General features: G+C 64.0%; 26 protein-coding genes. 15 read left to right on the top strand and 11 right to left on the bottom strand.

All coding sequences use genetic code 11. The annotated features are described in order from the left end of the window. Positions 1–15 precede the first annotated feature (15 nt). From VDP79_RS14585 to VDP79_RS14565, 5 genes are read right to left on the bottom strand one after another with little or no spacing between them, the layout of a single operon-like run. Positions 16–981, bottom strand: a complete 966-nt coding sequence (locus VDP79_RS14585; RefSeq protein ID WP_323018881.1) for an ABC transporter ATP-binding protein — start codon at positions 979–981, stop codon at positions 16–18. Next, on the bottom strand, positions 978–2051 hold the full coding sequence (locus VDP79_RS14580; protein WP_416233121.1) for an ABC transporter ATP-binding protein: 1074 nt from the start codon (positions 2049–2051) through the stop codon (positions 978–980). Before VDP79_RS14580 ends, VDP79_RS14585 begins: the two co-directional genes overlap by 4 nt. Next, positions 2048–2965, bottom strand: coding sequence for an ABC transporter permease (locus tag VDP79_RS14575; RefSeq protein WP_323018880.1), 918 nt, complete (start codon positions 2963–2965; stop codon positions 2048–2050). The genes VDP79_RS14580 and VDP79_RS14575 overlap by 4 nt, the downstream gene beginning before the upstream one ends. Continuing rightward, positions 2962–3900 (bottom strand): ABC transporter permease, encoded by a 939-nt coding sequence (locus VDP79_RS14570; RefSeq protein WP_323018879.1) that lies wholly within the window; start codon positions 3898–3900, stop codon positions 2962–2964. Before VDP79_RS14570 ends, VDP79_RS14575 begins: the two co-directional genes overlap by 4 nt. 28 nt (positions 3901–3928) lie before the next feature. Then, positions 3929–5515 carry an ABC transporter substrate-binding protein gene (locus VDP79_RS14565; protein WP_323018878.1) on the bottom strand — a complete coding sequence of 529 codons (1587 nt, stop codon included), beginning with the start codon at positions 5513–5515 and terminating at the stop codon, positions 3929–3931. Between the two features lie 114 nt (positions 5516–5629). Between VDP79_RS14565 and VDP79_RS14560 the strand changes: the two genes are divergently transcribed. The 6 genes from VDP79_RS14560 to VDP79_RS14535 all read left to right on the top strand — a co-directional run bounded on the left by VDP79_RS14560 (position 5630) and on the right by VDP79_RS14535 (position 12634). After that, positions 5630–6025, top strand: a complete 396-nt coding sequence (locus tag VDP79_RS14560; protein ID WP_323018877.1) for a RidA family protein — start codon at positions 5630–5632, stop codon at positions 6023–6025. A 161-nt stretch (positions 6026–6186) separates the two neighbouring features. Beyond that, positions 6187–7143 (top strand): TAXI family TRAP transporter solute-binding subunit, encoded by a 957-nt coding sequence (locus tag VDP79_RS14555; RefSeq protein WP_323018876.1) that lies wholly within the window; start codon positions 6187–6189, stop codon positions 7141–7143. Positions 7144–7229: 86 nt separating this feature from the next. Continuing rightward, positions 7230–9251: a TRAP transporter permease gene (locus VDP79_RS14550; protein ID WP_323018875.1), complete on the top strand. Its 2022-nt coding sequence runs from the start codon at positions 7230–7232 to the stop codon at positions 9249–9251. Beyond that, on the top strand, positions 9251–9664 hold the full coding sequence (locus tag VDP79_RS14545; protein ID WP_323018874.1) for a DUF1850 domain-containing protein: 414 nt from the start codon (positions 9251–9253) through the stop codon (positions 9662–9664). The genes VDP79_RS14550 and VDP79_RS14545 overlap by 1 nt, the downstream gene beginning before the upstream one ends. A 101-nt stretch (positions 9665–9765) precedes the next feature. Further along, on the top strand, positions 9766–11163 hold the full coding sequence (locus VDP79_RS14540; RefSeq protein ID WP_323018873.1) for a DUF2868 domain-containing protein: 1398 nt from the start codon (positions 9766–9768) through the stop codon (positions 11161–11163). Then, the gene (locus VDP79_RS14535) at positions 11156–12634 is read left to right on the top strand and encodes a GTPase/DUF3482 domain-containing protein (RefSeq protein WP_323018872.1); all 1479 of its coding nucleotides are present in this window, start codon (positions 11156–11158) and stop codon (positions 12632–12634) included. The genes VDP79_RS14540 and VDP79_RS14535 overlap by 8 nt, the downstream gene beginning before the upstream one ends. 62 nt (positions 12635–12696) lie before the next feature. On the opposite strand, the gene VDP79_RS14530 is transcribed toward VDP79_RS14535, so the two are convergent. Together VDP79_RS14530 and VDP79_RS14525 are read right to left on the bottom strand one after the other, a co-directional pair. Continuing rightward, complete coding sequence (locus VDP79_RS14530; protein ID WP_323018871.1) at positions 12697–13602, bottom strand: TPM domain-containing protein; 906 nt, start codon at positions 13600–13602, stop codon at positions 12697–12699. Next, positions 13599–14216 carry a LemA family protein gene (locus VDP79_RS14525; protein ID WP_323018870.1) on the bottom strand — a complete coding sequence of 206 codons (618 nt, stop codon included), beginning with the start codon at positions 14214–14216 and terminating at the stop codon, positions 13599–13601. The genes VDP79_RS14530 and VDP79_RS14525 overlap by 4 nt, the downstream gene beginning before the upstream one ends. A gap of 257 nt (positions 14217–14473) precedes the next feature. Between VDP79_RS14525 and VDP79_RS14520 the strand changes: the two genes are divergently transcribed. Genes VDP79_RS14520 through VDP79_RS14505 form a run of 4 tightly spaced genes read left to right on the top strand, consistent with a single transcriptional unit; the run spans position 14474 to position 18896 of the window. Continuing rightward, the gene (locus VDP79_RS14520; protein ID WP_323018869.1) at positions 14474–15931 is read left to right on the top strand and encodes a DEAD/DEAH box helicase; all 1458 of its coding nucleotides are present in this window, start codon (positions 14474–14476) and stop codon (positions 15929–15931) included. Between the two features lie 20 nt (positions 15932–15951). Further along, complete coding sequence (locus VDP79_RS14515) at positions 15952–16584, top strand: LysE family transporter (RefSeq protein ID WP_323018868.1); 633 nt, start codon at positions 15952–15954, stop codon at positions 16582–16584. A gap of 18 nt (positions 16585–16602) precedes the next feature. Then, complete coding sequence (locus tag VDP79_RS14510; protein WP_323018867.1) at positions 16603–18210, top strand: peptide chain release factor 3; 1608 nt, start codon at positions 16603–16605, stop codon at positions 18208–18210. A 56-nt stretch (positions 18211–18266) separates the two neighbouring features. Beyond that, positions 18267–18896, top strand: a complete 630-nt coding sequence (locus VDP79_RS14505) for a hypothetical protein (protein WP_323018866.1) — start codon at positions 18267–18269, stop codon at positions 18894–18896. 1 nt (position 18897) lies between these two features. Here the strand turns inward: VDP79_RS14505 and bfr are convergent, their stop codons facing one another. The 3 genes from bfr to rpoN all read right to left on the bottom strand — a co-directional run bounded on the left by bfr (position 18898) and on the right by rpoN (position 21091). Beyond that, a complete protein-coding gene (gene bfr / locus VDP79_RS14500; protein ID WP_323018865.1) occupies positions 18898–19362 on the bottom strand; it encodes a bacterioferritin in 465 nt (154 codons plus the stop codon). A gap of 91 nt (positions 19363–19453) precedes the next feature. Then, entirely contained in the window at positions 19454–19708 is a 255-nt protein-coding gene (locus tag VDP79_RS14495; protein WP_323018864.1) for a (2Fe-2S)-binding protein, read from the bottom strand. Positions 19709–19759: 51 nt separating this feature from the next. Next, positions 19760–21091 carry an RNA polymerase factor sigma-54 gene (gene rpoN / locus VDP79_RS14490; RefSeq protein WP_323018863.1) on the bottom strand — a complete coding sequence of 444 codons (1332 nt, stop codon included), beginning with the start codon at positions 21089–21091 and terminating at the stop codon, positions 19760–19762. Between the two features lie 19 nt (positions 21092–21110). On the opposite strand from rpoN, the gene VDP79_RS14485 reads away from it, so the two are divergent. Continuing rightward, positions 21111–21671 carry a hypothetical protein gene (locus VDP79_RS14485; protein WP_323018862.1) on the top strand — a complete coding sequence of 187 codons (561 nt, stop codon included), beginning with the start codon at positions 21111–21113 and terminating at the stop codon, positions 21669–21671. Positions 21672–21704: 33 nt separating this feature from the next. Here VDP79_RS14485 and VDP79_RS14480 read toward each other — a convergent pair whose 3' ends face one another. Then, the gene (locus tag VDP79_RS14480; protein WP_323018861.1) at positions 21705–22616 is read right to left on the bottom strand and encodes a LysR family transcriptional regulator; all 912 of its coding nucleotides are present in this window, start codon (positions 22614–22616) and stop codon (positions 21705–21707) included. A gap of 113 nt (positions 22617–22729) precedes the next feature. Between VDP79_RS14480 and VDP79_RS14475 the strand changes: the two genes are divergently transcribed. From VDP79_RS14475 to VDP79_RS14460, 4 genes are all read left to right on the top strand, one after another. Then, positions 22730–23758: a uroporphyrinogen decarboxylase family protein gene (locus VDP79_RS14475; RefSeq protein WP_323018860.1), complete on the top strand. Its 1029-nt coding sequence runs from the start codon at positions 22730–22732 to the stop codon at positions 23756–23758. Positions 23759–23819: 61 nt separating this feature from the next. Next, positions 23820–24779, top strand: a complete 960-nt coding sequence (locus tag VDP79_RS14470) for a tripartite tricarboxylate transporter substrate binding protein (RefSeq protein WP_323018859.1) — start codon at positions 23820–23822, stop codon at positions 24777–24779. Beyond that, complete coding sequence (locus tag VDP79_RS14465; protein WP_323018858.1) at positions 24770–25243, top strand: tripartite tricarboxylate transporter TctB family protein; 474 nt, start codon at positions 24770–24772, stop codon at positions 25241–25243. The genes VDP79_RS14470 and VDP79_RS14465 overlap by 10 nt, the downstream gene beginning before the upstream one ends. Then, the gene (locus VDP79_RS14460) at positions 25240–26736 is read left to right on the top strand and encodes a tripartite tricarboxylate transporter permease (protein ID WP_323018857.1); all 1497 of its coding nucleotides are present in this window, start codon (positions 25240–25242) and stop codon (positions 26734–26736) included. Before VDP79_RS14465 ends, VDP79_RS14460 begins: the two co-directional genes overlap by 4 nt. Position 26737 lies beyond the last annotated feature (1 nt).

Genomic DNA, 26737 nt, shown 5'->3' with positions numbered 1-26737 from the left:
GTGTTCCTCTTGAAATCATTCATCCCGCCAACAGGCTGTCCAATGGCCATCGGCCAACTGTCGCGGGGTCATATCATGGCTGGCGCAACGGGCCTCGGCCAGCGGGCAACGCGTGCGGAACACGCAGCCGGACGGCGGATTGGCCGGACTGGGCAGATCACCTTCCAGCAGCGGGATATCGCGTCGCTGTGCCGGGTCAGGCGCGGGCGACGCATCGAGCAAGGCTCTGGTGTAAGGGTGGCGGGGGTGCGCGTACAGTTCTTTCGTCGGCGCAATTTCCACGACCCGCCCCAGGTACAGCACCACGACCCGGTCGCACAGGTATTCCACCACATCCAGATCATGCGAAATGAACAGCATGGTCAGGCCGAGCTCATTGCGGATATCCGACAGCAGATTGATGACCTGCGCCTGGATCGATACGTCCAGAGCCGACAAGGGCTCGTCGGCCACGATGAATTCCGGCTCTACTGCCAGCGCGCGGGCAATGCCGATGCGCTGGCGCTGGCCGCCGGAAAACTCATGCGGATACCGTTCGGCGTGATCTTCGTTCAGGCCCACTTGGCGCAACAGCGCGTGAATGCGCGGCAAGCGGGCTGATCCCCGATGCAGGCCGTGCGTATCCAGCGCTTCGCCGATGATCTGGCGGATGCGCAGGCGCGGGTTCAGGCTGGCATAGGGGTCCTGGAAAATCATCTGGATCTGCGCCCGCAGCGGCCGGTAACGACGCTGGCTGATACGGGCCAGATCCACGGGGTCCGGCAGGCCGCGATAGATCACCTGGCCGGCGCTGGGGTCGGTCAAGCGGGTCAGCATGCGGCCGATGGTGGTCTTGCCCGAGCCGGATTCCCCCACCAGGCCAACGGTTTCCCCTTTGGCGATGGAAAAATTGACGTCCACCACCGCCCGCACCGGGGCGCTCGAGGCGCCGAAATTCTTGCCCAGGCCCTGGATCTCGACGAGAGGCTGGTCGGTGCTCATGACTGCGCGTCCTTCACCCGGATACAGCGGGCTTCTTGGTATTCATTGACTCGATACAGCGGCGGCATGGCCAGATCGCACTCGGGCGTCGCCACCGGGCAGCGCGGGCGAAAGGCACAACCCGGCGGCATGTCGAAGGGACTGGCCACCTGTCCCTGGATCGCCGGCAGGCGGGGGCGTTCCCCCGCCGTCCCGCTGCGCCGTTGACGGGCCAGCGCCGGCAGGCAGTCCAGCAGGGCCCGCGTGTACGGATGCGCAGGCTGGGCGAACAGATGGCGGACATCACCGCGTTCGACGATGCGGCCCGCATACATGACAGCAATTTCATCGGCGTACTGCGCAACCACGCCCAGATTGTGGGTCACGAACAGGATGCTCATGCCGGTTTCTTTCTGCAGCCGCCCCATCAAGGCCAGAATCTGCGCCTGAATGGTGACGTCCAGCGCCGTGGTGGGTTCGTCGGCGATCAGCAAGGTCGGCGTACAGGCCATGGCGATGGCGATCATCACGCGCTGCCGCATGCCGCCCGACAACTGATGAGGATATTCGTGCAAGCGGCGGGCCGCGGCGGGAATCTCGACCATATCCAGCATGCGCTGGGCATGCGCCAGCGCGCGGTTTTGATCGTATCCCCAATGCAGCCGGACGGATTCGGCGATCTGCTCGCCGACCTTCAGCAACGGGTTCAGGCTGGTCATGGGTTCCTGGAACACCATGGCGATTTCATTGCCGCGCAGCGTGCGGAATTGCGCCGCCGGCAGGCCGATCAGATTGATGACTTCGCCATTGCGCCGCTGAAAATACGCCTGACCGCCGACCCGGGGGTGGGAACTGCGATCATGCAGCCCCATCAAGCTGAGATTCGTGACCGACTTTCCAGAACCGGATTCGCCCACCAAGGCCAGCGTGCTGCCCGCCGGCACCGTGAACGATACGTCGGAGACGCTGTTGACCCGACCACGTTCGGTCATGAATGAGGTGGACAGTCCCTCGACTCGCAGCCGGGGGATGTCGGTTCCGTTCTGCGCCGCTTCTGCGGCGGGCGCATCCGCCTGCACCAGGGCGTTCATGTGTTTTTCCTTAGTTTCGGATCCAGCGAGTCACGGATGCCATCGCCCACGATCTGCAGGGACAAGGAGGTGAGCACAATCGCCAGCCCCGGATAAATGATGGTCCAGAACGCCCGATCCATGTAATTCAGGCTGCCGGCAATCATCGTGCCCCAGGTCGGGATGGACGGCGGCACCCCCACCCCCAGAAAGGACAGGCCGGCCTCGGCCAAAATGGCATAGGCGAAGATGAAGGTCAGTTGCACCAGAATCGGCGACACCAGACCCGGCAGCACATGCATCCACAGGATTTTCCAGGTGGGCGTACCCAGGGCGCGAGCGGCATCCACGTACAGCAGGTCGCGCAACACCAGAGTCGACGCCCGCGCCACCCGCGCCACCCGTGGGGTATAGACGATCACCAGGGCCAGCACGACGTTCCACAACGACGGCCCCAGGATCGACACCAGGGCGATCCCCAGCAAAATATCGGGAAAGGCCATCATGGCGTCGATCACGCACATGACCGCGCCATCGATCTTGCGGAAATAGCCGGACATGATCCCCAGCAGCGTGCCGAAAATCACGGCGCCGATGGCGGTGGCAAAGCCGATCATCAGGGAATAGCGGCCGCCATAGGCCACGCGCAACATGACGTCGCGCCCCAGCTGATCGGTGCCGCCCCAGAATTGCCAGGACGGCGCTTTTAGACGCTGGCTGATGGCGATGGCATTGGGATCGGCGCTCGACAGCCAGGAAATGCACAAAGCCAGCGCAATGATCAGCAGCAACAAAACGGTCGACAGCACCACCACGCGCCGGGCGAACAGACGGCGCACCCAGATCTGCCAGGGGCTGGCGCGCCGCGCTGGCCGCGCACTCAAGGCCGTAGCAACATCAGGTGTCGCAACGCCGGCATTCGAGGGGGCGTTCATCGCACTCTCCGGATACGCGGGTCGATCACGGTATACAACAGATCAATCATGAAATTGATGACAACATAGATGAAGGCCACGACCAGCAGCGTGCCCTGGATGACCGGGTAGTCACGCCGCAACACGGCCCGCACGACCAGGCCGCCCACTCCGGGCAGGTTGAACACGGTTTCCGTCACCACGGTGCCGCCGATCATCAGCGCCATGGTCAGGCCGATCACGGTCACGATGGGGATCAAGGCGTTCTTCAGCACATGGCGGATGATGATGACCGGCTCGGACAGGCCTTTCGCCCTGGCCGTGCGCACATAGTCCTCGCCCAAGGTGTCGAGCATGGATGCCCGGGTAAAGCGGATGATCAGGGCCGAATTCAGAATGCCCAGCACCGCCGCCGGCAAAATCATGTGATTGAGTTTCAGCCACAGGCTGGCGTCCGGCGGCCCATAACCCGACGCCGGCAGCCAACCCAGCTGCACGGCAAAGATGCGGATCAGGATCAGCCCCATCCAGAAACTGGGAATGCTGGCCGCGCACATGGCCACGGCGCTCAGCACCTGATCGGTGCGCGAGCCGCGCCACACGGCGGCCAATATGCCACAGGGCACGCCGATCAGCGACGCGATCAGCACCGACAGGCTGGCCAGCATCAGCGTGGGTTCAGCCCGATTCCACAACACTTCGGTCACGGGCGCCTGCATGAAGATGGAAGTGCCCAGATTGCCCTGCAGGACCTGACCCAGCCACAGCACGAACTGGGTCAGCAAAGGCCGATCCAGGCCGTACTGCGCACGGACCTGAGCAATGTCGCTGGCCGTGGCCTGGTCGCCCAGCAACACGGCGATGGGATCGCCGGAAGACAGGTGAACCAGAGAAAACACCATCACCGCCACGATCAGCAGCACTACGCAGCCCCCCAGCAAACGAGAGGCAAGCATTCTCAAAGCCGTGCGCATCAGTCCTCCATCAGGCCAGTTTGACGTTCCAGAAAGCCGGCCAGGCGCTGGGGGTATAGCCCTGCAATCTGGCGGAACGGGCCGACAGGCTGTTGAACTTGCCCAGCTCGATGAACGGCACCTGATCGTAGACCAGTTCCTGCACCGCGCCCCACAGAGGGCCGCGTTTATCCAGATCCATTTCGCGGTTGAAGGCATCCAGCACGGCCTGCTTTTCCGGGGTTTCCCACCAGCCCGGCGCATTGTCACCCAGTTGCGGGGGCGAGAGCATGGGTTCGGGGAAGATGCCCGAGTGCGTGATGTAGATGTCCCACAGCGAGGGATCATTGCGCCGTTGCAGCAGCGTCGCCCAGTCCACCACCTGCAGGTCTACTTCCAGCCCGGCGCGCTTGAACTGCTCGGAAAGCACCAACGCCATGTTGTAGTGGAACTCATACTGGCGGCTGGCCAGGATGCGGATGGGCTTGCCGGCATAACCGGCCTTTTTCGCCAGTTCCGCGGCCTTTTTCGGGTCGTTGACGTTGTAGTGGTCTTTGCCGGCCAGGGAATAGTACGGCGTGCCCTGCGGAAAGAAGTTGGCGCCGATGCTGAAGAATTTCGGATCGCCGAAGGCGGCGGCCATCAGCTCTTCCGCCCCGATGGCGGTCTGCGCGGTCTGGCGCAAGGCGGCCGAATCCAGCGTGCCCTTGGTGTTGAAGACCAGATAGGGAAAGCCGAAGTTCTTGCCGATCAGCGTCACGACCTGTTCACCGCCCTTTTCCAGGCGGCCGGCGGCTTCGGTCGGCAGCAGGTCGGCGAAATCGAATTGGCCCGACAGCACGCCCTCGACCCGGGTATTGGAATCCGGGACCGGGATGAAGCGCAATTCCTGGATATAGGCAATGCGGCGTCCGCCATAGCCGTCGGCGGCTTCGGTGCGCGAGGCGTACTGATCGAATTTTTCCAGAATGGTGTACTGGTCCGGGCGGCGTTCTTTCAGGCGATAAGGCCCTGTGCCGATGAATTCGGCCAGTTGAGCGGCGATAGTGCGTTCCGGCATGACACAGGCCATGCTGGTCGGCAACGCCAATTGCGCCAGCAGCGGCGCATAGGGAGACTTCAGTTTGAAGCTCAGCACGGAATCCGACGAGGCTTCGACCGAGACGACTTCGGTCGCCACGGATTTACCGCGCGGCGATACCGTCATCCAGCGCTTCAGCGATGCGACGACGTCGCTGATCTGAACCGGCTTGCCGTCATGGAACACCAGGCCTTTGCGCAAGGGAATGTCGATCTGCTTGCCGCCGTCCTGCACTGTCGGCATGGCCGCCGCCAGCATGGGCACGATGCGCCAGTGCGAATCAAAGGTATACAACGGTTCGTAGACGTGCTGCATCAGGGTGCCGACCAGGTCGGCGGTGGTGAACATCGGATCGAGCGTCTGCGGCTCGCCGATCATGGCCAGGCTGACGGAATTCTTTCCGCCTGCGGCAAAGGCCGACCGCCCCATCAGACTCAGGGCCGGCACTCCCAGGGCGCCGGCCAGCAAAACCTGGCGCCGCCTGGGATCGAGAGGTTGGCCAGACCGGGATGGGCCAGGAAAAGCGCGTGATTGCATGTGTCTCCCCATTAGTAATAAAATTACATCGACATCCTATTTTGGGGCTGAATTCCTGTCAATATTTTCATATTCAGGGTTTTCCCTGTAAATTTATTACACGAGAGCCAACATATGTCTTCTTTGCAACTGCTGGGCGGCGAGCCCAATGCCTCGGATCGCCAGATCCGCCCCTTTTCGCCCGCCGTGCGCGCCGGCGATTTCGTTTTCGTGTCAGGACAAGTGCCGGCCAACGCGCAAGGCGAACTGGTCCCGGGCGGCATCGAGGCCCAGACCCGCCAGGTGTTCGAGAACCTGAGTCGCGCCCTGGCGCTGGCCGGCTGCACCCTGGAAGACGTCTGTAAGATCAACGTCTGGCTGGATGACGCCCGCGACTTCGGCGCCTTCAACCGGGTCTATATGGAATGCCTGGGGACGCACCGCCCGGCCCGATCCACGGTCGAATCCCGCCTGATGGTCGATGCCAAAGTCGAGATGGACGTGACCGCCTACAAGCCGCAAACCGCTTGAACGGGCGACATCCGGCAGCCACACCCCGCCTCCCGGGCTTGCCCGCCGCGTGCAATCCCCGGGAAACCCTGACATTCCTAGGGTGATTCCCAAGTTTGATGCAAGGGCGGGCCTGATACCATGGCGGATCAAACTCCGTCCGCATCAGAGGAAAGCACACCATGAAAATGACGAAATGGCTGGTCACGGCCGCAATGGCCGTCGCAGCCGTCGCTTCGGTCCCGGCCCACGCCGACACCAAATTCATCAACATCCTGACTGGCGGCCAAAGCGGCGTGTACTACCCCATGGGAGTCGCCCTGTCGCAGATCTATAACAAACACATTCCCGACGCCAAATCCACCGCCCAGGTCACCAAGGCATCCGCCGAAAACATGAACCTGATCCAGTCGGGTCGCGGCGAACTGGCTTTCGCCCTGGCGGATACGGTGTCCGACGCCTATACCGGCAACGCCGAGGCCGGCTTCAAGGCTCCGCTGACGAAACTGCGCGGCATGACGGCCACCTATAACAACTACATCCAGATCGTCGCCAATGCCGATTCCGGCATCAAGACCCTGGCCGACCTGAAAGGCAAGCGCATTTCCGTCGGCGCCGCACGCTCGGGGACCGAACTGAACGCCCGCGCCGTGCTGAAAGCCGCCGGCCTGACCTATGACGACTTCTCGAAGGTCGAATACCTGCCCTTCGGCGAATCCGTCGAACTGATGAAAAACCGCCAGCTGGACGTCACCCTGCAATCCGCCGGCCTGGGCGTGTCCTCGATCCGCGATCTGGCGACCTCGGTGAAAATCGTGGTGGTGCCCATCCCCACCGATATCGTGGCAAAAATCAACAATCCGGCCTACCAGCCGGCCACCATCCCTGGTGACACCTACGAAGGCATGGAAGGCGACACTCCGACCGTGGCCGTGCCGAACTTCCTGATCACCTCCGACTCCGTTCCCGACGATCTGGTCTACCAGATGACGAAAGTCTTCTACGAGCAGCTGGACACCCTGAAGTCCACCCATAACGCCGCCAAGACCATCGAACTGGCCAATGCCCTGAAGGGCATGCCCGTCCCGGTCCATCCCGGCGCCGAGCGCTACTACAAGGAAGTCGGCCTGATCAAATAAGACCAGCCGTCACGCATCAGGCAAGACCCCAAAGCCCCCTCCGGCACCCATCCCGAGGGGGCTTATAACGCATTGGAACCCCTCACATGAGTTCTGCACACGATCTCGCTGACAAACCCCTGTCGCGTAGCGTTTTCTGGATCGCGGTGATCTTCTCATCCTTCCAGATCTGGACGGCGGCATACAGCCCCCTGTCCAGCCAAGTCATCCGCGCCATTCACGTGGGCTTCGTCCTGCTGATGGTGTTTACCTTATATGCCCGCAGCGGCCGGCTGGGCTCGATGATCGGCTGGACACTGGGCAGCATCGGCTTTCTCACCAGCCTGTATCACTGGTTCTACGAATCCGACCTGACGGCGCGCGCCGGCCAAATGACCGATGCCGACATGGTGATCGGCATCATCACCATCATCCTGGTCTTCGAAGCCACGCGCCGCATGATGGGCTGGGCGCTGCCCGTCATCTGCGGGATTTTTCTGGCCTACGGCCTGTTCGGGCAATACATCCCGGGACCGTTCATGCATCGGGGTTACGGGCTGGACCAGATCGTCAGCACCATGAGTTTCGGCGTCGAGGGCATCTACGGCACGCCGACCTACGTGTCATCCACCTACATCTACCTGTTCATCCTGTTCGGCGCCTTTCTGGAACAGGCCGGCATGATCCAGCTGTTCAGTGACTTTTCCATGGGCATGGTCGGGCACACGCGCGGCGGCCCGGCAAAAGTGTCGGTCGTCAGCTCCGGCCTGATGGGCACGATCAACGGTTCGGGCGTGGCCAACGTGGTCACGACCGGCCAGTTCACCATCCCGCTGATGAAACGCTTCGGCTATTCCCCGGCCTTTGCCGGCGGGGTCGAGGCCACCTCCAGCATGGGCGGACAGATCATGCCGCCGGTGATGGGCGCAGTGGCCTTCATCATGGCCGAAACCCTGAACATCCCCTACGTCGAGGTCGTCAAGGCGGCCATCATTCCGGCTATTCTGTATTTTGCGACGGCCTTTCTGACCGTACACCTGGAAGCTGGCCGGCGCGGACTGCATGGTCTGGCCAAGGAAGACTGCCCCAACCCCTGGGCTGCCGTGCGCAAAAGCTGGTACCTGCTGATCCCCCTGATCGGTCTGGTGGCCCTGCTGTTTTCAGGCTACACGCCGCTGTTTTCAGGCACCGTCGGTCTGGGCCTGACCGTGATCCTGATCTTTGGCGCCGCCCTGATCCAGGGCGCACGCCCCATGGTGCTGCGCTACCTGTTCTGGCTCTTGCTGGGAATCGCCTGCGCCGGTTTCGTAAAATTCGGCGTCACCGACTTCTTCGTCATCGTCGCCATACTGGTCGCCATCCTGCTGTTCAAGCGGCATGGCCGCGATGCACTGAAACTGGCGCTCAATTCTCTGGCGGAAGGCGCGCGCAACGCCCTGTCCGTGGCGACGGCCTGCGCACTGGTGGGTGTCATCATCGGCATCATCAACCTGACCGGCGTCGCCGCCGAATTCGGCGGCCAGGTGATCGCCATCGGCGAGAACAATCTGTTCCTGGCGCTGTTTCTGACCATGATCACCTGCCTGGTGCTGGGCATGGGCATCCCGACGATCCCGAACTACATCATCACCAGCTCGCTGGCCGCGCCGATCCTGCTGAAACTGGGCGTGCCGCTGATCGTCTCCCACATGTTCGTGTTCTATTTCGGCATCATGGCCGATCTGACGCCGCCGGTGGCGCTGGCAGCCTTTGCCGCCGCGCCGATCGCCCGGGAAAACGGCCTGAAGATCAGCATTCAGGCGCTGCGGGTCGCAGCAGCCGGCTTTGTCGTGCCCTATATGGCGATCTATTCGCCCGCCCTGATGCTGCAGGGCGGCACCGCCTGGGACACGATCTATGTCGTCATCAAGGCGCTGCTGGCGATCACGCTGTGGGCAGCCGGCATCACCGGCTTCCTGAAGACCCGCATCAACCTCTTCGAGCGCGTCTACATCGTGCTGGCCGCGGCCCTGCTGGTCGCCGCCCTGCCCATGACCGACGAAATCGGCTTTGCCGCCACGGCACTGTTCCTGGTCTGGCATCTGATGCGCAGCCGGCGCACCCTGCCGCCACAGGCGCAGACCGCCTGATGCTGGGAACGCTGGGCGTCTGCCTGACGCTGGCGGCGGCGCCGCTGGCGCCGCCGCGCTTCGTCCCCGTCCAGGCCTTCACCTTGGCCTGGACGCATTCCATCGAAAAAATCCGCTGGGAAGAAGACTACCGGGTCCAGCAAGATGCGGCCGGCGCCCCCGTTCTGATCGCCGGCCACGCTCGTATCCTGGGCTCCGGGGCTGGCATGGACCCGCCGCCAGACGCAGTGCATCATGCGGACGGCTGGTACGAATACCAGCCGCATACCGCGCCGCTGAAAATTCTGCGCCTGACCCGTTCTCCCTACACCGCCGACTACGACTGGTGTGTCGCGGGGCGCTGCGAGCCTTTGCGCGCCATCATGCCCACGGATGGCGACGTGACGCTGCTGCAGCCTTGCCGGCGGCCCTAGCCTTCCACCCGCTCTCTCGCCTGGCGGCGCAGCACCGCACAAATCACCGCCCCCCTTGTAAAACTCGGTATCATCTTCTTTTCCCCGCCACTTCGGTCTCCATGAGGAACGGCCCGCTTCCCCCCTCCGCCCACCCCGACTCGCCGCTGCTGCAGCACTGGCGGGCCGAAGCCGTGCGCCTGCGCGAAGCGCACTGGGGGCCGCTGGAAGACCGCGCCGCCTGCCAAGCCGCCTTGCGCGGACCGGCCCAACTGGGGCCGCGCATTCTGGCACGGGCGGCCTGGCTGGCGCGCCACAGCCCGCTGCAGGACTGCCTGCATCAATGGACCCTCGGCGCTCGTTGGGCGCTGGCCGCGCTGTGGCTGGCGACCGGCCTGGCGGGCATCGCAGCCGCAACCGCCGCCCTGAATCCCAGTCAGGGTTCGGTCAACCTGGCCTCGGCGCTGCTGGGACTGCTGGGACTGCACGCCCTGACCCTGCTGATCTGGCTGATCAGCAGTCTGCCGGGCCTGCAGCCTACGACGGCCCTGTCGCGCCTGTGGCTCTGGTTGACCCGCAAGATCGTGCGCGGCCCGGATGCCGCGCTGGCCGCTCAGGCATTTCTATCGCTGCTGATGCGCGCGCGCGCCTGGAAACCTGCAGTTGGCCTGCTCAGCCATGGGGCATGGACGACAGCCTATCTGGGCGCCATCCCCACGCTCATCGTGCTGCTCAGCACCCGCAGCTATACCTTCCACTGGGAAACGACGCTGCTCTCGCCACAGGCCTTCACGGTCTTCAGCCAGTGGCTGAGCAGCCTGCCACGGCTGCTGGGCTTCCCCTCTCCCGACTACCAGACCGTCGCGCTGAGCATGGGCGATACCGCGTCTGCAGCAGCCGCCATCCAGGCCGACTGGTCCCTGTGGCTGATCGGCTGCCTGCTCTGCTGGGGCCTGCTGCCCCGGCTGCTGTCCCTGGCGATCTGCGGCGTGTGGCTGCGCCAGCGCATCCGCCGCCTGGCGATCGATCCGGACCTGCCCGGCTGGCTGGAACTGCGCGAACGTTTGCTGCCCACACACGAGGCGCTGGGCATCGACAAGCCCGCGCCTGCCGACGGCCCGGTCAGGACAGGGGCGCAGATTGCCCGCACGCCCGCCCGGCACGCCGCCGTGCTGGCCTGTGAATTAGGACCGGATCTGCTCTGGCCGCCGGCCGGCTTGCCCGACGCCATCCACGATCTGGGGCGCTGCGACAGCCGCGAAGACCGCCAACGCATCCGCGCACAGATCGATGCCGCTCACGTGCTGCTGGTCTGCGATGCCCGTCTGACGCCGGACCGAGGCACTGCCGCCTGGTTCGACGAACTGAATCACGCCTGCCCCGACCTGCGAGTGCTCTGCCTGGGCGGCACGACAGAACGCCGGCAGACCTGGCAGCACGTCCTGTCCCGACAAAACCTGCAGCAGGTCCCCGACCTGAACGCCTGGCTCGAACACATCGGATCTTCTCGCCATGACTGACGCCACCCTCCCTATCGATCTGGCCGTGGTCGGCCACACCAATACGGGCAAGACATCCCTGCTGCGCACCTTGCTGCGCGACGAACTGTTCGGCGAAGTGGCGGACCAGCCCGGCACGACCCGCCATGTCGAAAGCGCCCAATTGCTGTCGAACGACGGCAAGCCCATGCTGATTCTGCGCGACACGCCGGGCCTGGAAGACGCCATGGGCGTGCTGGACTACCTGGATCAGCTGATCCCCCACGAGGAACGGCTCGACGGCCCGGAAAGAATCCAGCGCCTGCTGGACAGCCCGGAAGCCGCCGGTCGCTTCGAACAGGAATGCCGGGTGCTCGCCACGGTCTTGACCATTGATGCCGCCCTGTACGTCATCGACGCCCGCGATCCGGTACTACCCAAGCACCGGGACGAACTAATGCTGCTGGCAGCCTGCGGCCGGCCGATCCTGCCCGTCCTGAACTTCACCCGCAGTCCGCTGGCCAATATCACAGCCTGGCGCGAAGCGCTGGCCCGGCTCGGCCTGCATGCCACGGTCGATTTCGATACAGTGGCGCCCGCGCTGGACGGTGAAAGCCAGATGCTGGACCGCTTGGCCCTGATGCTGGACACGCAATCCGCCACGCTGGCCGCTTTGCGCAGCGATCTGGGCCAGCAACGCCTCAAGCGCCTGCAAGACGCCACCCGCCTGATCGCTGAACTGCTGGTCGATGCCGCCGCCTTGCGCCTGCCCTGCGCGCAAGATCCTACGGATATGGCAACCATCACGCTGGTGCTGCGCAAACGCACCCGCGACCGCGAGCAGGACTGCGTGCACGCCCTGCTGAAACGCTATCGTTTCAGCAAGATGGCCTTTCCGCACCACCCCCTGCCCCTGGAAGGCGAACGCTGGGGCATGGATCTGTTCAATCCCCAGGCGCTGCGTAATTTCGGCATCCAGGTCGGCAAAGGTCTGGCCACCGGCGCCATGGCTGGCGCCACGCTGGACATGCTGACCGGCGGCCTGAGCCTGGGCGCGGCCACCCTGCTGGGCGCCGCCATCGGCGGGGCCTGGCAGGGCGCCAACCAATGGGGCAAGCGCCTGATGGGCCGCCTGGCAGGCAATATGGAAATGACCGTGGACGATCCGGTGCTGCATCTGCTGGGACTGCGCCAGCTGGCGCTGGTGCGAGCGCTGGAATGCCGCGGACACGCCGCTATGCGCCCCATCGACAACGATCTGATGGCGCAGACCGTTGCCCCGGCAGCCGAGGCCCCGCCTGCGGCTGACGATGCAGCGGCAGACTCCGAAACGGATGTTACCGAGCCGAACCCCAGCGCCGCCCTGCATCAGCTGCCCGCCGATGTGCAAACCCTGTTGGACGAGGCGCGCACACACCCGTCCTGGTCCAACATCGGCGAAGCACCCAGCCCGGACTCGCGCCGCGATCAGCTGATCGGCCAGATGGCCCACGCCTTGTTTCTGGCGCTGTAAGGCGCTGGGCAGCGCCAGGCCTTGACCGGACGAAGCACGGCGGCGGCGCCCGCCGTGCACATCTACCAACTGCCGGATGCGCCCCCGCCGCCGCCTCGACCTCCACCGCCTCCACCCCCGCTGCCGCCGCTCGAACCGCCGCCGCCAAAACCACCTCCGAACCCGCCGCCAAAGCCGCCGCCACCTCCGCCGCCACGTCCCGAGCGGCCATGCCCTAATTTTTTCGCCACCCCAAAAGCACGTCCCAGCAGCGCCAGCAGCAGGCCGCCCAGCGCCGCCAACGCAGCCCATCCCCAACTGCCGGTCGTGACAAATATAAAACCGCCGGCCAACAGGGCGCTGAGCCAGGCGGGCATGACCAGCGCCATGACGACCAAGGGCAAGGCCATGGCATAAGGCGCGTCCTCGTCGCCCGCTGACGACTCGGGCGGCGGCGGCAGGGATTCGCCCCGCATCAGCGCCTGCAGGGCCGTCACCCCTGCCTGCAAACCGGCGAACACATCACCCTGGGCGAAATGCGGGGTGATCTGCTCCCGGATGATGCGGCCAGCCGCCACATCCGGCACGGCGCCCTCCAGGCCATAGCCGACATCGATGCGCACGCGACGGTCCTGCACCGCCACCAGCAGCAATATGCCATCGTCCACCCCCTGGCGGCCCACTGCCCACTGGTCAAAGACCCGACGGGCATACTGCTCGATCGTATCGGCGCCGGTCGTCGGCACCAGCAGCACGAACAACTGCGAGCCCTGCTGCGTCTCCAGTTCGCGCACCTGCCGGGTCAGGGCCTGGACCTGCGCGGCATCCAGCGTCTGACTGAGATCCATGACCGGCGCCGTCCAGGCCGGCACGGCAGTCGCACCCGCTACCGTCTGTGCATCGCCGGCTGGCCCCTGTGCTGCCGCTGTCGATACCAGGATCGCCGCCAGCAGACCGGCTGCCAGACGCCAGGCGCTGAAGATCCTCACTTCGCTGCCCCGGACGCCGGCAGATCGAAGGTCACCGCAGGATCCCGCATGACTTCGTCCGCCTTGTCCAAGCCGTACTGCGCCTTGGGCTGATAGCCAAAGACGCGGGCGGTGATCAGCGTCGGAAATTCACGAATCGTCAGGTTGTAGGCCTGCACGGCGCCTACGTAGCGTTCGCGCGCCACGGCAATGCGGTTTTCCGTGCCCTCCAACTGCGTCATCAGGTCGCGGAACAGACCGTCGCTTTTCAGCTGAGGATAGTTTTCCGACACCGCCAACAGTCGCGACAGGCTGGACCCCAGCGCCCCCTGGGCCTGTTCAAAACGGGCCATCAGCGCAGGGTCGGCCAGGTCGTCGGCGCTGATGCGGATCTGGCCGACCCGCGCGCGGGCTTCCGTCACCTGCTGCAGCACGGTACGTTCGTTGACCATATAGGCATTGACCGAGGACACCAGTTTCGGCACCAGATCGGCGCGACGCTCGTATTGGTTCAGCGCCTGGGACCAGGCCGCCTTGACCTGTTCGTCCTGGCGCTGGATCTCGTTATAGCCGCAGCCGGACAGCAGCAGCGCCAGGGCCGCCACCGCGGCCAGATTCAGGTAACGTCGGATCATGCGAGTCTCATTGAAACAGCCCCACTGGAGCGAATGTCGTATTTTAGGGAAGCCGCCGCCCCGATAATAGTCCCCATCCACCAGCCAACACGTTATAATCCAGCCTTTCGCGCGGCTTACCAGTCACTGCGCGGCATTCCCCGGACCCCGAACCACGCTGTGGCGTGGCCGGCGGCACCCTCCCAGACTTTTTTCATTCGTCGGCCTCGATTGGTATCTCTCGACTCGAGCGATAGGCGGTCGCTGGAGTCACACTGTTGGACACTACCATTACTTTTGCCTCGCTAGGCCTGGCAGAACCCCTGCTGCGTGCCGTTCATGACGCAGGCTATACCCACCCCACGCCTATCCAGGCGCAAGCCATTCCGCGCGTCATGGAAGGCGGCGACCTGCTGGCAGCCGCCCAGACCGGAACCGGCAAGACCGCCGGCTTCACGCTGCCCATCCTGCACTACCTGCTCCAGAACCCCGCCACCGCCGCCCGCCAGCCGGGCCGTCCGCGCGTCCTGGTGCTGACGCCCACCCGCGAACTGACCGCCCAGGTGGAAGAATCCGTGCGGCTGTACAGCCAGCACACGCAGATCCGATCCATGGTGATCTTCGGCGGGGTGAACATCAACCCGCAGATCAGCGCCCTAAGAAAACCGCTGGACATCCTGGTGGCAACGCCCGGACGCCTGCTGGATCACGCACAGCAAAAAACGCTGGACCTGTCCGGCGTGGAGATCCTGGTGCTGGACGAAGCCGACCGCATGCTGGACATGGGCTTCATCCACGACATCCGCCGGGTGCTCAGGCTGCTGCCGGCCAAGCGCCAGAATCTGCTGTTTTCCGCCACGTTCTCGGATGAAATCCGCAGCCTGGCCCAAGGCATCCTGCGCAACCCCGGCGAAGTCTCCGTCGCCCGCCGCAACACGACCTCCGAACTGGTCAGCCAGCAAGTCGTGATGACCGAGCAATCCCACAAGCGCGACCTGCTCAGCCACATCATCCGCGAAAGCGGCTGGCATCAGGTGCTGGTCTTCACCCGCACCAAGCACGGCGCCAACCGACTGGCCGAAAAACTGTCCAAAGACGGTTTGACGGCGGCTGCTATCCACGGCAACAAGAGCCAGGCTGCCCGCACCAAGGCCCTGGCGGGTTTCAAGGACGGCAAGGTCGCGGTGCTGGTCGCCACCGACATCGCCGCTCGCGGCCTGGACATCGATCATCTGCCCCAAGTGGTGAATTTCGAACTGCCCAATGTGCCGGAAGACTACGTGCACCGTATCGGCCGCACGGGCCGCGCCGGCAGCACCGGCTCGGCGCTGTCGCTGGTGGACCACTCCGAAATCAAGCTGCTGCGAGCGATCGAGCGCCTGACCAAGCAGACCATCGCCCCGATTCAGGTCGAAGGCTGGAACCCGAATGCCATGGTCACGTCGGACAGCGCCCCGGACGCCCGCGAAAAACGCGCGCAGGCGCGTCTGCAAGGCGACCTGCGCGGTGGTGGCCGGCATGATGCAGGCCGCAGCGGCAGCCGCGACGGCAACCGCCGTTCCTCGTCCGAACCCCGTCAAAGCCAGGACAGCCGCCGTGGCGATGCCCGACGCAACGAGTCCCGCGCTGCTGCCGGCAACCGCTCGAACCGCAGCGGCGCCACCGCCGCGCCGCGCCGCGATGCGCGCCCGCAAGGCGGGCGTTCGTCGGCGGCCCTGCTGCACAAGGCTGACTGAACGCTGCGCCGGAGACTTCCATGGCCCTTTCCACCTGGCTCGCTTTCTTTGCCGCCGCGTGGGCGATCTCGTTTTCGCCGGGGCCTGGGGCTATCTGTTCCATGGCCTCCGGCATGAAGTACGGCTTTCGTCACGGCGCCTGGACGATCCTTGGACTGCAGGCCGGCATCATCTGCCAGCTGTTCATCGTCGCCATCGGCGTGGGCGCTCTGCTGGCGACGTCCGAACTGGCTTTCACCCTGGTGAAATGGGCGGGGGCGGCCTACCTGGTCTACCTGGGGATACGGCAATTCCGGACCGACGCGGCGCCCGTCGCCGTCGAGGCCCAACCCCACCCCGGCGCACATCCCATCCGCGACCAGCTGCTGCGCGGCTATCTGGTCAACATCAGCAATCCCAAGGGCACGATGTTCCTGCTGGCCGTCGTGCCGCAATTCCTGGATCTGAACCGCCCGCTGGCCCTGCAATATGTGCTGATCGGCGCCACGCTCAGCGTGACCGACGTAGTCGCCATGAGTTGCTATACTTCGCTGGCCTCGCGCATCTTGGGTCTGCTGCGCCGTCCCGGCCACATTCGCTGGCTGAACCGCGGCTTTGGATCCCTGTTCATCCTGGCCGGCACCGTCCTGGCCTCTTTCAGCCATAAAAGCTGAACCCACCGATCACTGCTCATGAGTCTGACCGCCGAAGTCGCCCGCCGACGCACGTTCGCCATCATTTCCCACCCCGACGCCGGCAAGACCACCTTGACGGAAAAGCTGCTGCTGTTCGCAGGCGCCATCCAGATCGCCGGCAGCGTCAAAGCGCGCAAGGCCAGCCGCCATGCGGCATCCGACTGGATGGAAATCGAGAAGCAACGCGGCATTTCCGTGGCCTCGTCAGTCATGCAGATGGAATACCGCGATTGCGTGATCAATCTGCTGGACACCCCAGGCCACCAGGACTTTTCAGAAGACACCTACCGCGTGCTGACCGCCGTGGATGCCGCGCTGATGGTGATCGATGCCGGCAACGGCGTCGAACCCCAGACCATCCGCCTGCTGCAGGTCTGCCGCGCCCGCAACACGCCCATCATCACCTTCATCAACAAGCTGGATCGCGAAGTGCGCGAACCGCTGGATCTGCTGTCGGAGATCGAAGGCCATCTGGGCATGGACGCCATCCCGTTTTCTTGGCCCGTGGGCATGGGCCGGCATTTCGGCGGCGTCTTCGACATCCGTCACGACCACATGCGCCTGTTCCGCCCCGGGGCGGAGCGCGATCAGCACGATGACGACACCATCGAGGGCTTGAACAACCCGATCCTGAAGCAACGATTTACCGACGCTTACGAAAAAGCACACGAAGAAATCGAGCTGATCTCAGGCGCCGTCCCGGCCTTCGATCATGCCGCCTTTCTGGCGGGGCGCCAGACGCCGGTGTTCTTCGGTTCAGCCATCAATAATTTCGGCGTGCGTGAAGTGCTGGACGCCCTGGTCGAGCTGGCTCCGTCCCCCGGCCCTCGCGCCGCGCTGGAACGATCCGTCGAGCCCGACGAGGCCAAATTCAGCGGCGTGGTCTTCAAGGTGCAGGCCAATATGGACCCGGCGCACCGCGACCGCGTGGCGTTCGTGCGCGTCAGTTCCGGCCACTTCCAGCGCGGCATGCGCCTGAAGGTAGCCCGCAACGGCAAGGAAATCCGCCCCAACAACGTCGTTTCCTTTTTATCGCAGCGCCGCGAAATCGTCGAAGAGGCCTTTGCCGGTGACATCATCGGCATCCCCAACCACGGCATCCTGCAACTGGGTGACGTGCTGACCGAAGGCGAATCCCTGACCTTCACCGGTCTGCCTTTCTTTGCTCCCGAACTGTTCCAGGCCGTTGAGGTCAAGGACCCCCTGCGCACCAAACAGCTGCGCACAGGCCTGACCCAGCTGGGCGAAGAAGGCGCCATCCAGGTATTCCGTCCGGAAGCCGCCGGTGGCGCGCTGCTGCTGGGCGCGGTCGGCCAGTTGCAGTTCGAAGTGGTTGCTCATCGCCTGAAGACCGAATACGGCGTCGATGCCCGCCTGATGCCCTCGCGCTACAGCATGGCGCGCTGGATCACCAGCAAGGATGCCAAGGCCTTGAAGAAATTCATGGATGCCAACCACGCCAACATCGCCCATGACGTGGTCGACGCCGTCGCCTTTCTGGCGACCTCGGCCGCTCAATTGCGGGTTGCCCAGGAACGCTACCCCGACATCGAATTCCATGCGCTGCGCGAACACGCCGGGCGTGTCTTCGGCAGCGGTGTCTGAGCGCGATCCGATACAATGGGACGACCAACCGCTTTGACCGACGAAGGAATCTGCCCATGTCCTGGCGTCTGATTTTCGCCATCTTGCTGCTAGCCGCCGGGGCCTCCGCCTGGGGCGGCCTGCAGTTGGGCGACTGGCTGGTCATCCACAGCCCCTCACAGGTCCAGACCACCGAACCGCCGGTGGAACTGACCGACACGCCGGTGCTGGATGCCAATGGCAAGCCCTTTGTCGCCTCCGCCCCTCAGCCCTTGTCAGATGGGCGCCAGGGCGTCCCCAGCCTGCCGCCGCCCGTCGACTGGCAGATCCAGACCGCCCCCCTGATGGGCGAACACCGGCCTATCGCGCTGGCGACAACGACCATCAGCATGGACGAGGCCATCGCCCTGGCTGCCCAGAATCAGCAGGATGGCTTTGGCTTGCAGGGGATCGCCGATATCGGCGCCCTGATCACGAATCAGCCGGTGCAGCCCATCGACGTGCCGTCGCTGCCTGCCGCCCCGAATCCATCCGGCGCACAGACCGCCGACAGCGGCAACTGGCAGGCTGCATTCCAGGCTGAACTCAAGACCTGCGCAACCTTGGGCTTCTTTTCCCGGCCTTCCTGCGCCTGGGCGGCCCGCAACAGATACTGTGAAGCCCACCAGGCCTGGGGCAAGGCAAAAGACTGCCCCGCCAAACCCTGAATCAGACCTGGGACTGCAGATAGTTCTGCAGCCCGACCTGCTCGATCAGGCCTTGCTGGGTTTCCAGCCAGTCGATGTGTTCCTCGGTATCGTTCAGGATGGTCTGGAACAAATCGCGCGACGTATAGTCCTGCGCCGATTCGCAGTACTGCATGGCTTCCTTGACCGTCGCCTGGGCGGCAGATTCCAGCCTGAGGTCACAGGCCAGGATTTCCGGGACGGATTCGCCGATCAGCAGTTTGTGCAGATCCTGCAGATTGGGCAGGCCATCTAGCATGAAGATGCGCTCAATCAGCATGTCCGCATGCTTCATCTCGCCGATGGATTCTTCGTATTCATGTTTGCCCAGTTTTTCGTAGCCCCAATGGCGCATCATGCGCGCGTGCAGAAAATACTGGTTGATGGCTGAAAGTTCGTTTTTCAGCTGTTGATTCAGATATTTGATGACGGTCTTGTCGCCCTTCATGACCTGTGCTCCTAAGACACGGCCCGCAGGCGTGCGGGCTGCAAGTCATTAGGCTAACACGCAGCGATCTGCCCGAGAAGGCAGTCGTGCGTCAGGCGACGCGGCGGACTTCGGTACTGGAGAGCAAGGGCGCCTGAACCACGCGATCAGGCGCTACCGCCGGAGTCGACACGAATTCAGTCGCATACCGGCCCCCCGGCAGGTAGTCAGTCGCCGTATCGGCGCACTGGCCGCAGCAGGTGGCGATGCCAAGCTGAGCCTGCAGATCGCTGAGATCCGCCGCCCCTTGGGCGATGGCTTCCTGCACCTGACGCTCGCTGATCGCATTGCATACACAAATATACATGCGAATCATTATCATCCTTCTTTATTTAGAAAGCAAGCGGTTTTGGCATCCTCAGCGACGGGCCTTTCTCAGACTGGCGACAGGCACGCCCATGGCCTCGCGGTATTTAGCAACCGTGCGGCGGGCGATGACGGTGCCCTGGTCCGCCAGCAACTGGGCCAAGCGCATATCCGACAATGGCCGATCCGCCGATTCGGCATCCAGCAAAGTGCGCATGACCGCCTGAATCGCCCGGGAAGATGTGTCTTCTCCCGAGGCGGTCTGCACGCTATTGCCGAAAAACTGCTTCAGTTCGATCACCCCCCAGGGGGTCTGGGCGTATTTCAGACGCGTAGCCCGGGAAATGGTCGATTCATGCAGTTCCAGCGCCTGCGCCACCTCGCGCAAGGCCAAAGGACGCAAGGCCGCAGCGCCCTGATCCAGAAACAGGCGCTGATGCACGGTCATGAATTCCGCCACCCGCAAGATCGTCTGCCGGCGCTGGCCCAGCTGCTGGATCAGCTGCCTGGCCTGAGTCATCTGCTCGCGCAGCGCCGGCGCCGATGCGCTCTCCAGCCGAGCGACCAGATCGGCATCCACCCGCAAGCGGGGCTCGAGCGCCGGATTCAGGCTGGCCCGCCAAGCGTCGCCGCTGCGGTAAAACAGCACGTCGGGCGCCACATAGCACGTAGCCTCGTCCTGCCAAAGACCGAGCGGATGCGGGTCCAGGCACAGCACGGCCCGATGCGCGGCATCCAGCTGCGCACGATCGCACCCCAGCGCCTCGCACAAGCGCCCCCAGCGTCCCGCTCCCAGGTCATCCAGCAAACCCGTCAGGCGCAAAGCGCGGTCCAATACTTCAGGCGGCCATTCATCCGCGCGCGCCCGCAGCTGCAGGCGCAGACACTCGGCCACGCCCCGCGCGCCGACGCCGACAGGATCAAAGGATTGCAGCAGTCTCAAGGCAGCGAGCCACTCCTCCTCCTGGATATCCAGGCCCGGCAGGGATACCGCATAGCCCTGTGGATCGAAGTCCAGATAGCCCTGCTCATCCAGTTCACCGATCAGAATCGTCACCAGCCCCTGATCCCGGGGGCTGGCCCGTGTGGTGCGCAATTGTTGCAACAAATGATCCGTGAGGCTCTGCGAAGCGGGTGATTCCGGGATATCATCCGTGACAGTCCGGCGCGACGGCTGCGCCCAGTGGCGATCCAGCATCTCGGCTGACACTGCATCCGGCGCAGGTTCTTCGCGCTCCAGCAGCGGATTGTCCGCCAGCGCCTGGGCAATCTCCTGTTCCAGTTCCGGAGTCGAGCATTGCAGCAGCCGCAGCGCCTGACGCAGCTGCGGCGTCAGCGCCAGCTGCTGATGCTGGCCCAGTTCCAGGGACGGTTGCGAACGCATATTCAACTCATTGAAGGCCATGACACAGGAATCATTCCAAACTCCCAGCCGGCAGGATTTCGCCCTGTTGCGCAAGCTTCTGCTGAAATTGACGGCGACATCCAAGATTCTGTCTGCCACGCTGGTCGTGCTGGTGGCGCTGACCTGGTATGACCTGCTGAATCGCCTGCTGGCGTTTGGCAACGGTATCGATTATGCCGGAAACCACATCATGGGAGCGGAAGCCACCGCCCTGCTGCAGCGCTACAACCCTTATTTCTGGGGGGCTTTGGTGATCCTGTGCACCATCATCGTCGCCTGGATGGTGTATCTGGCCGCGCGAGCAATCCTGACCCGCGTCCGGCTGAAACGGGTGGACGAGGCTTCTTTCGCACAACTGACCAACCACCTGAGCGCGCCCGCCCTGGATGTACTGCTATGGGCCTGGCAACCGCGCGACGAGCCGCTGCGGGTCGGCGATCTGCAACTGGCCCGTCAGGAATTGGCGACTGGCCGATCCTACCGTTTGCAGCAAGCCGCCCAGCAGCTGGCTGCGCTGGAAAACGCCCGCACGCGCAAACAGACGCCAGACGCCGCATAGGTGTTGCTCCTGCGACGCATCGCCTGCCAACGATCACAGCAAGCGTCCGCGCAAACTGTTGCTTTCGATGGTCTCGGCGATGCTGGCCCGCAAGAGATCCATCACGGCGCGCGCGGCCACGGACAGATCGGAATGAGCATGCCAGACAAACGACACGGTACGCTCGACGGCGGGCCCGACGATGCGCGCGGCGGCCAGGCGGCCGCTTTCGATATCCGTCACATACGCGGAATAAGGTACGACGGTGTAGTACGGCCCATTCATGATGATGCTGCGGTAGATGGACAATGAATCCTGCTCGGATACGACATTGATGCGGTAGCCTTCCTGGGCCGCCGTATTTTCCAGATCGATGCGCAGCTGATTGTGGCGCCCCCCCATCACCAGGGGATAGTGATGCAGATCCTGAAAAGCCACCTCGTCGCCCGGCAGCGCCCGCCCGACCAGATACAGTTCCTGCGACAGCACCGCTTCTGATGCAGCCCCCGCCAGGGTCGCCGCATTCGGCAACAGGCCAAAATCCACCAGCCGGGCCGTCACCAGGTTTTCACCGGACACTCGCAACAAATCCAGAATCGACAGGCGGATTTCCGGGTAGACCCGCTGCACATCAAAGAACACCTGCCCCGCCAGCAGGGGCGCCAACGAGCCCGCCAGCACGATACGGACATCGCCCGACGGTTCGTTACCCGCCGACAGTGTTTCCTGCCGTACCTGCGCCACATGCCGGAACAGCGCCGTCGCCCCGTTATACAGCCGCTTGCCCGGCGCCGTCAGAGAGACGCCGCGCGTGCTGCGCAAAAACAGCGTGACCCCCAGATCGTGCTCCAGGGCCTTGATGTGCGCCGAGAAGGCCGGCTGCGCCAGATGCACCCGCCGCGCCGCCTCGGAGATGCTGCCGCTTTCAGCCGCTGCAATGAAGAACCTGAGTTGATCCAGACGCATCTGTTTATCCATCGTATTTTGCGATGGCAATCATCCTCACATACTATTTTCACGATTGCAAATAGCTCGCTATAGTGCCTTGGACATAACATAAAATCCAAGAGGGGGACGTTTTGAAATACAGTCAGGCCACCAAGAGCGTCTTTGGCGACCGAGCGGATCGCGGACCTCTGTTCACTTTCTGGACGCACTTCCCCGACGCCGACCTGGATGCGGAGCGCCTGGCCGAGGCCACCATCCGTCTGCAACAGCAGTTCCAGTGCGACTTGGTGAAAACGGCCCCCAACGGCATGTATGCCGTCGAAGACCTGGGGGTGGAAATCGACTTTTCCCAGGTACCCCTGGGGGGCGTGGCCCGCATCGTGTCGACGCCCTATCAACAAGCATCCGACTGGGACAAGCTGCCCGAAGGCGACCTGACCCGGGGCGCGCTGGCTCGCGAACTGCATTCGCTGCGCCTGGTACGCCAAGCCCTGCCCGACGTCCCCATCGTCTTCACGATTTTCAGCCCCATGACGATCGCCTCGAAACTCAGCCAGGGGCGTATCCACGGCCAGATTGCGGAAGGCCATGACGGCCCTCGCATCCATGCCGCCCTGAGCCGCCTGGCCGACACCACGAGCGCCTATGCCCAGGCTGCCCTGGCCGCCGGCGCGGATGGCGTTTTTCTCGCGCATCAGGATACGGGACGACATCTGCTGTCCTATGACGCCTTCAGCGAATTCGTCGCCCCCTATGACATCGCCGTCCTGGCAGGCGCTGCCGCCGGGCGCTTCAACGTGCTGCACATCCACGGCGAACGCATCCGTTTCCGGGAACTGCAGGACTACCCGGTCCATGCGCTCAACTGGCACAGCTGGGAAACCCATCCCGACGTCACCGCCGGCGCGCTGACATCGGGCAAATGCATCCTGGGCGGCATCGATCGCCGCTCTGTCACGCGCAACGACATTCCGGCCATCCGCCGCCAGATCTCGACGGCCCTGAACGCCATGAGCGAGGTCGGCGATCTGATCCTGGCCCCCAGCTGTACTATTCGTGCCGGCTTCGACACGGACACCATCGTCGCCCTGCGCGATTTCATCCGCAACCCCAGTGCGCGGCAGGAGGAGCACGCCGCCGACCCGCTTTCCACCGGGTAGACTCGCCCGACAACCCAGAATCACTACAAAATCATTCCATCCAGGAACCGTGAGGTAAGACATGAAACGCTTGATTCCCCTTGTGTGTTTGGCCCTGTCCGCAACCATCGCCACACCGGCCATCGCGGCATATCCCGAAAAACCCATCGAAGTCATCGTGGCCTTTGGGCCCGGCGGCGGCACCGATGTAGCGGCGCGCTCCATCGCCCGATTCATGGAAGCAAAGCTGGGCAATGGCGCCAAAGTCGCCGTCATCAACAAACCGGGCGCCGGCGGTGAAATCGGCTGGACGATGCTGTCGCAAGCCAAGCCGGATGGCTACACCATCGGCATGATCAATCCGCCGGCCTTCGTTGCCTTGGCCGTCGAAGGCAAGGCGAAATACACGATGGACAGCTTCAAGCCCATCGGCAACATCGTGCTGGATCCCGGCATTCTGGCCGTCAGCAAGGACAGCCCCTATAAAACGCTGAAAGACATCATGGCGGCGGCCAAAGCCAGTCCCGGCGCCATTGTCGTGGGGACATCCGGGGCCGCGGGTTCATCCGAGCACATCGGCCTGCTGAGCCTGAACCACACGGCCGGCGTCACCTTCACCCCGGCGTTCTTCGGCGCCACCGCCCCGGCTCGCCAGGCGCTGTTGGGCGGCCACGTGCCGGCGGCAACCATGAACCTGTCCGAAGCGTTGACCATGGTGCGCAGCGGCGACATCCGGGTGCTGGGCGTGATGTCGGAAGAGCGGTCCCCCTATCTGCCCGACGCGCCGACGTTCGCGGAAAACGGCTACGACCTGATCGTGACCGCCTCGCGCGGGCTGGCTGCTCCCGCGGGCGTGCCGGATGAGATCGTCGTCAAGCTGGAAGGCGCCCTCAAGGCCGCCATGGAAGACCCGGAATACCTGAAGGCGGCGGAAAAAGCTGAAATCCCCTTGGCCTATATGGATTCCGCCGCCTACACCGCGCTCATCAACAAAATCTACACCGGCCTGACCGCTACGTGGAAGGTGATGCCGTGGCGTTAAGCACAAATCCAAGCGGCAAACAGGCCGATCTGGGATTTGCAGCGATCCTCCTCGTGGTCGCGGCCTGGGTGATCGCCCAGGCGCGCGACTACCCGGGGACCAGCGGCACTTATCCCCAGGTGCTGGGCATCCTGCTGGCGATCGGGGCCGCGCTGGTGATCGCGCGGCGCCTGAGGACTGCAGCCAGAGATGACGAACCCCGTCTGTTCCTGCATGCAGGGCGATTCGCCCTGGGCCTGGCCGCCATCATCGCCTATGTGGCGGCCATCGGCCTGGTGGGCTATCTGTTGCCCAGCCTTGCGATTGGCGTCTTCGTGCCTTGGTGTCTGGGCTATCGCAAACTGAAGCTGTCCCTGACGGTCACACTGGGCACGATCGTGTTCATCGTCCTTGTGTTCCACACGATCCTGGGCCGTCCGATGCCGCCAGACCTCCTGAACCCGATCCTGGAGTTCCTGCGATGATTGACGCACTATTGAGCGCGCTGCCACACGTCTTCTCGCTCTCGAATCTGTTCGCCGTGCTGCTGGGTTCGATGGCCGGCCTGGTGGTCGGCGCACTGCCCGGCCTGACCGTCACCACCGGCATCGCCGTCCTGATCCCGCTCACCTTCGGCATGGAACCCCTGTTCGCGCTGGGGATGATGGCAGGGATGTACAACAGCGGCAGCTACGCCGGGGCGATTCCCGCCATTTTGCTGCGCGTCCCCGGCACGCCGGCGGCGGTTGCCACCATTCTCGACGGCTACGAGATGACCAAGCAGAACCGTGCCGCCTATGCGCTGCAGGTCGCCGTCGTCTCGGGCGTGATCGGGTCGGTGCTCTCGGCCCTGTCTCTGATCGCCTTCGCGCCCGCACTGGCCAAACTCAGCCTGCTGTTCGGACCTGCCGAATACTTCTGGGTCGCGCTGCTGGGCCTGGCCACCGTGGCGTCTCTGCTGGGCGACGACCTGCTCAAAGGTCTGCTGGCGGCCGTCATCGGCCTGTTGCTCGGCACCATCGGCATCGATATTTCGTCCGGCGTCGAACGCTTCACCTTCGGGCGGCTGGAATTCGCGGAAGGCATTGATCTGGTGGTGCTGCTCACGGGCCTGTTCGCCATCCCGCCGGTGCTGGAAATGATCGAACAAGCCAGCCGTGAAGGCATGCCACGCGAACTGCTGAAACTCAAACGCCAGGGCTCGGTCCTGCGCGATTGGCGCCGCTTCCTGCCGGTCTGGATGCGGTCCTCGGTGATCGGCATCATCGTCGGCATCCTGCCCGGCGCCGGGGGGTCCATTTCCTGCTACCTGGCCTATAACGACGCCAAGCAGCGCTCGAAAGAACCCGAGACCTTCGGCAAGGGCAACCCAGAAGGCGTCGCCGCCTCGGAAGCCGGCAACGGCGCGGACAACGCCGCGTCCCTGATTCCTGCATTGTCCCTGGGCATTCCAGGATCGGGCGTCGCCGCCGTCATCCTGGGCGGACTGCTGGTGCACGGTCTGCGCCCCGGGCCGCAGTTGTTCACGGAGCATCCGGACATCGTGTACGGATTCATGCTGCAGATGCTGATTTCGGCATTTTTCCTGATCGCCCTGGGCGGTCTGGCAGCGACCCGGATCTTTGGTCAGGCGCTGCGCCTGCCACCCGTGGTGCTGGCGCCCATGATCCTGCTGTTCCTGATGATCGGCGTCTATGCGGTCAACAATTCCCTGTTCGACCTGAGCACCCTGGTCATCGTCGGCATCGTCGCCTATGCGCTGGATCGTCTGGGTTACCCCAGCGTCTCAATCATTCTCGGCGTGATCCTGGGTCCCATCGCGGAAAGCCAACTGAATCTTGCCCTGACGATTTCAGGCGGCCGCCCGCTGGCCTTGATCGCCTCGCCGATGTCGATGATTCTCGTGTTCCTCACGGCGGTCATCCTGTTCATCCCGCTGCGCGCCATGTGGCGAACACGCAAAACACAGGAGAAATAAT

Source organism: Castellaniella sp., from assembly GCF_034675905.1.
Lineage (GTDB): Bacteria > Pseudomonadota > Gammaproteobacteria > Burkholderiales > Burkholderiaceae_B > Castellaniella.
The sequence above is the reverse complement of the archived record's forward strand: the minus strand, read 5'-3'. Positions and strand labels throughout refer to the sequence as shown.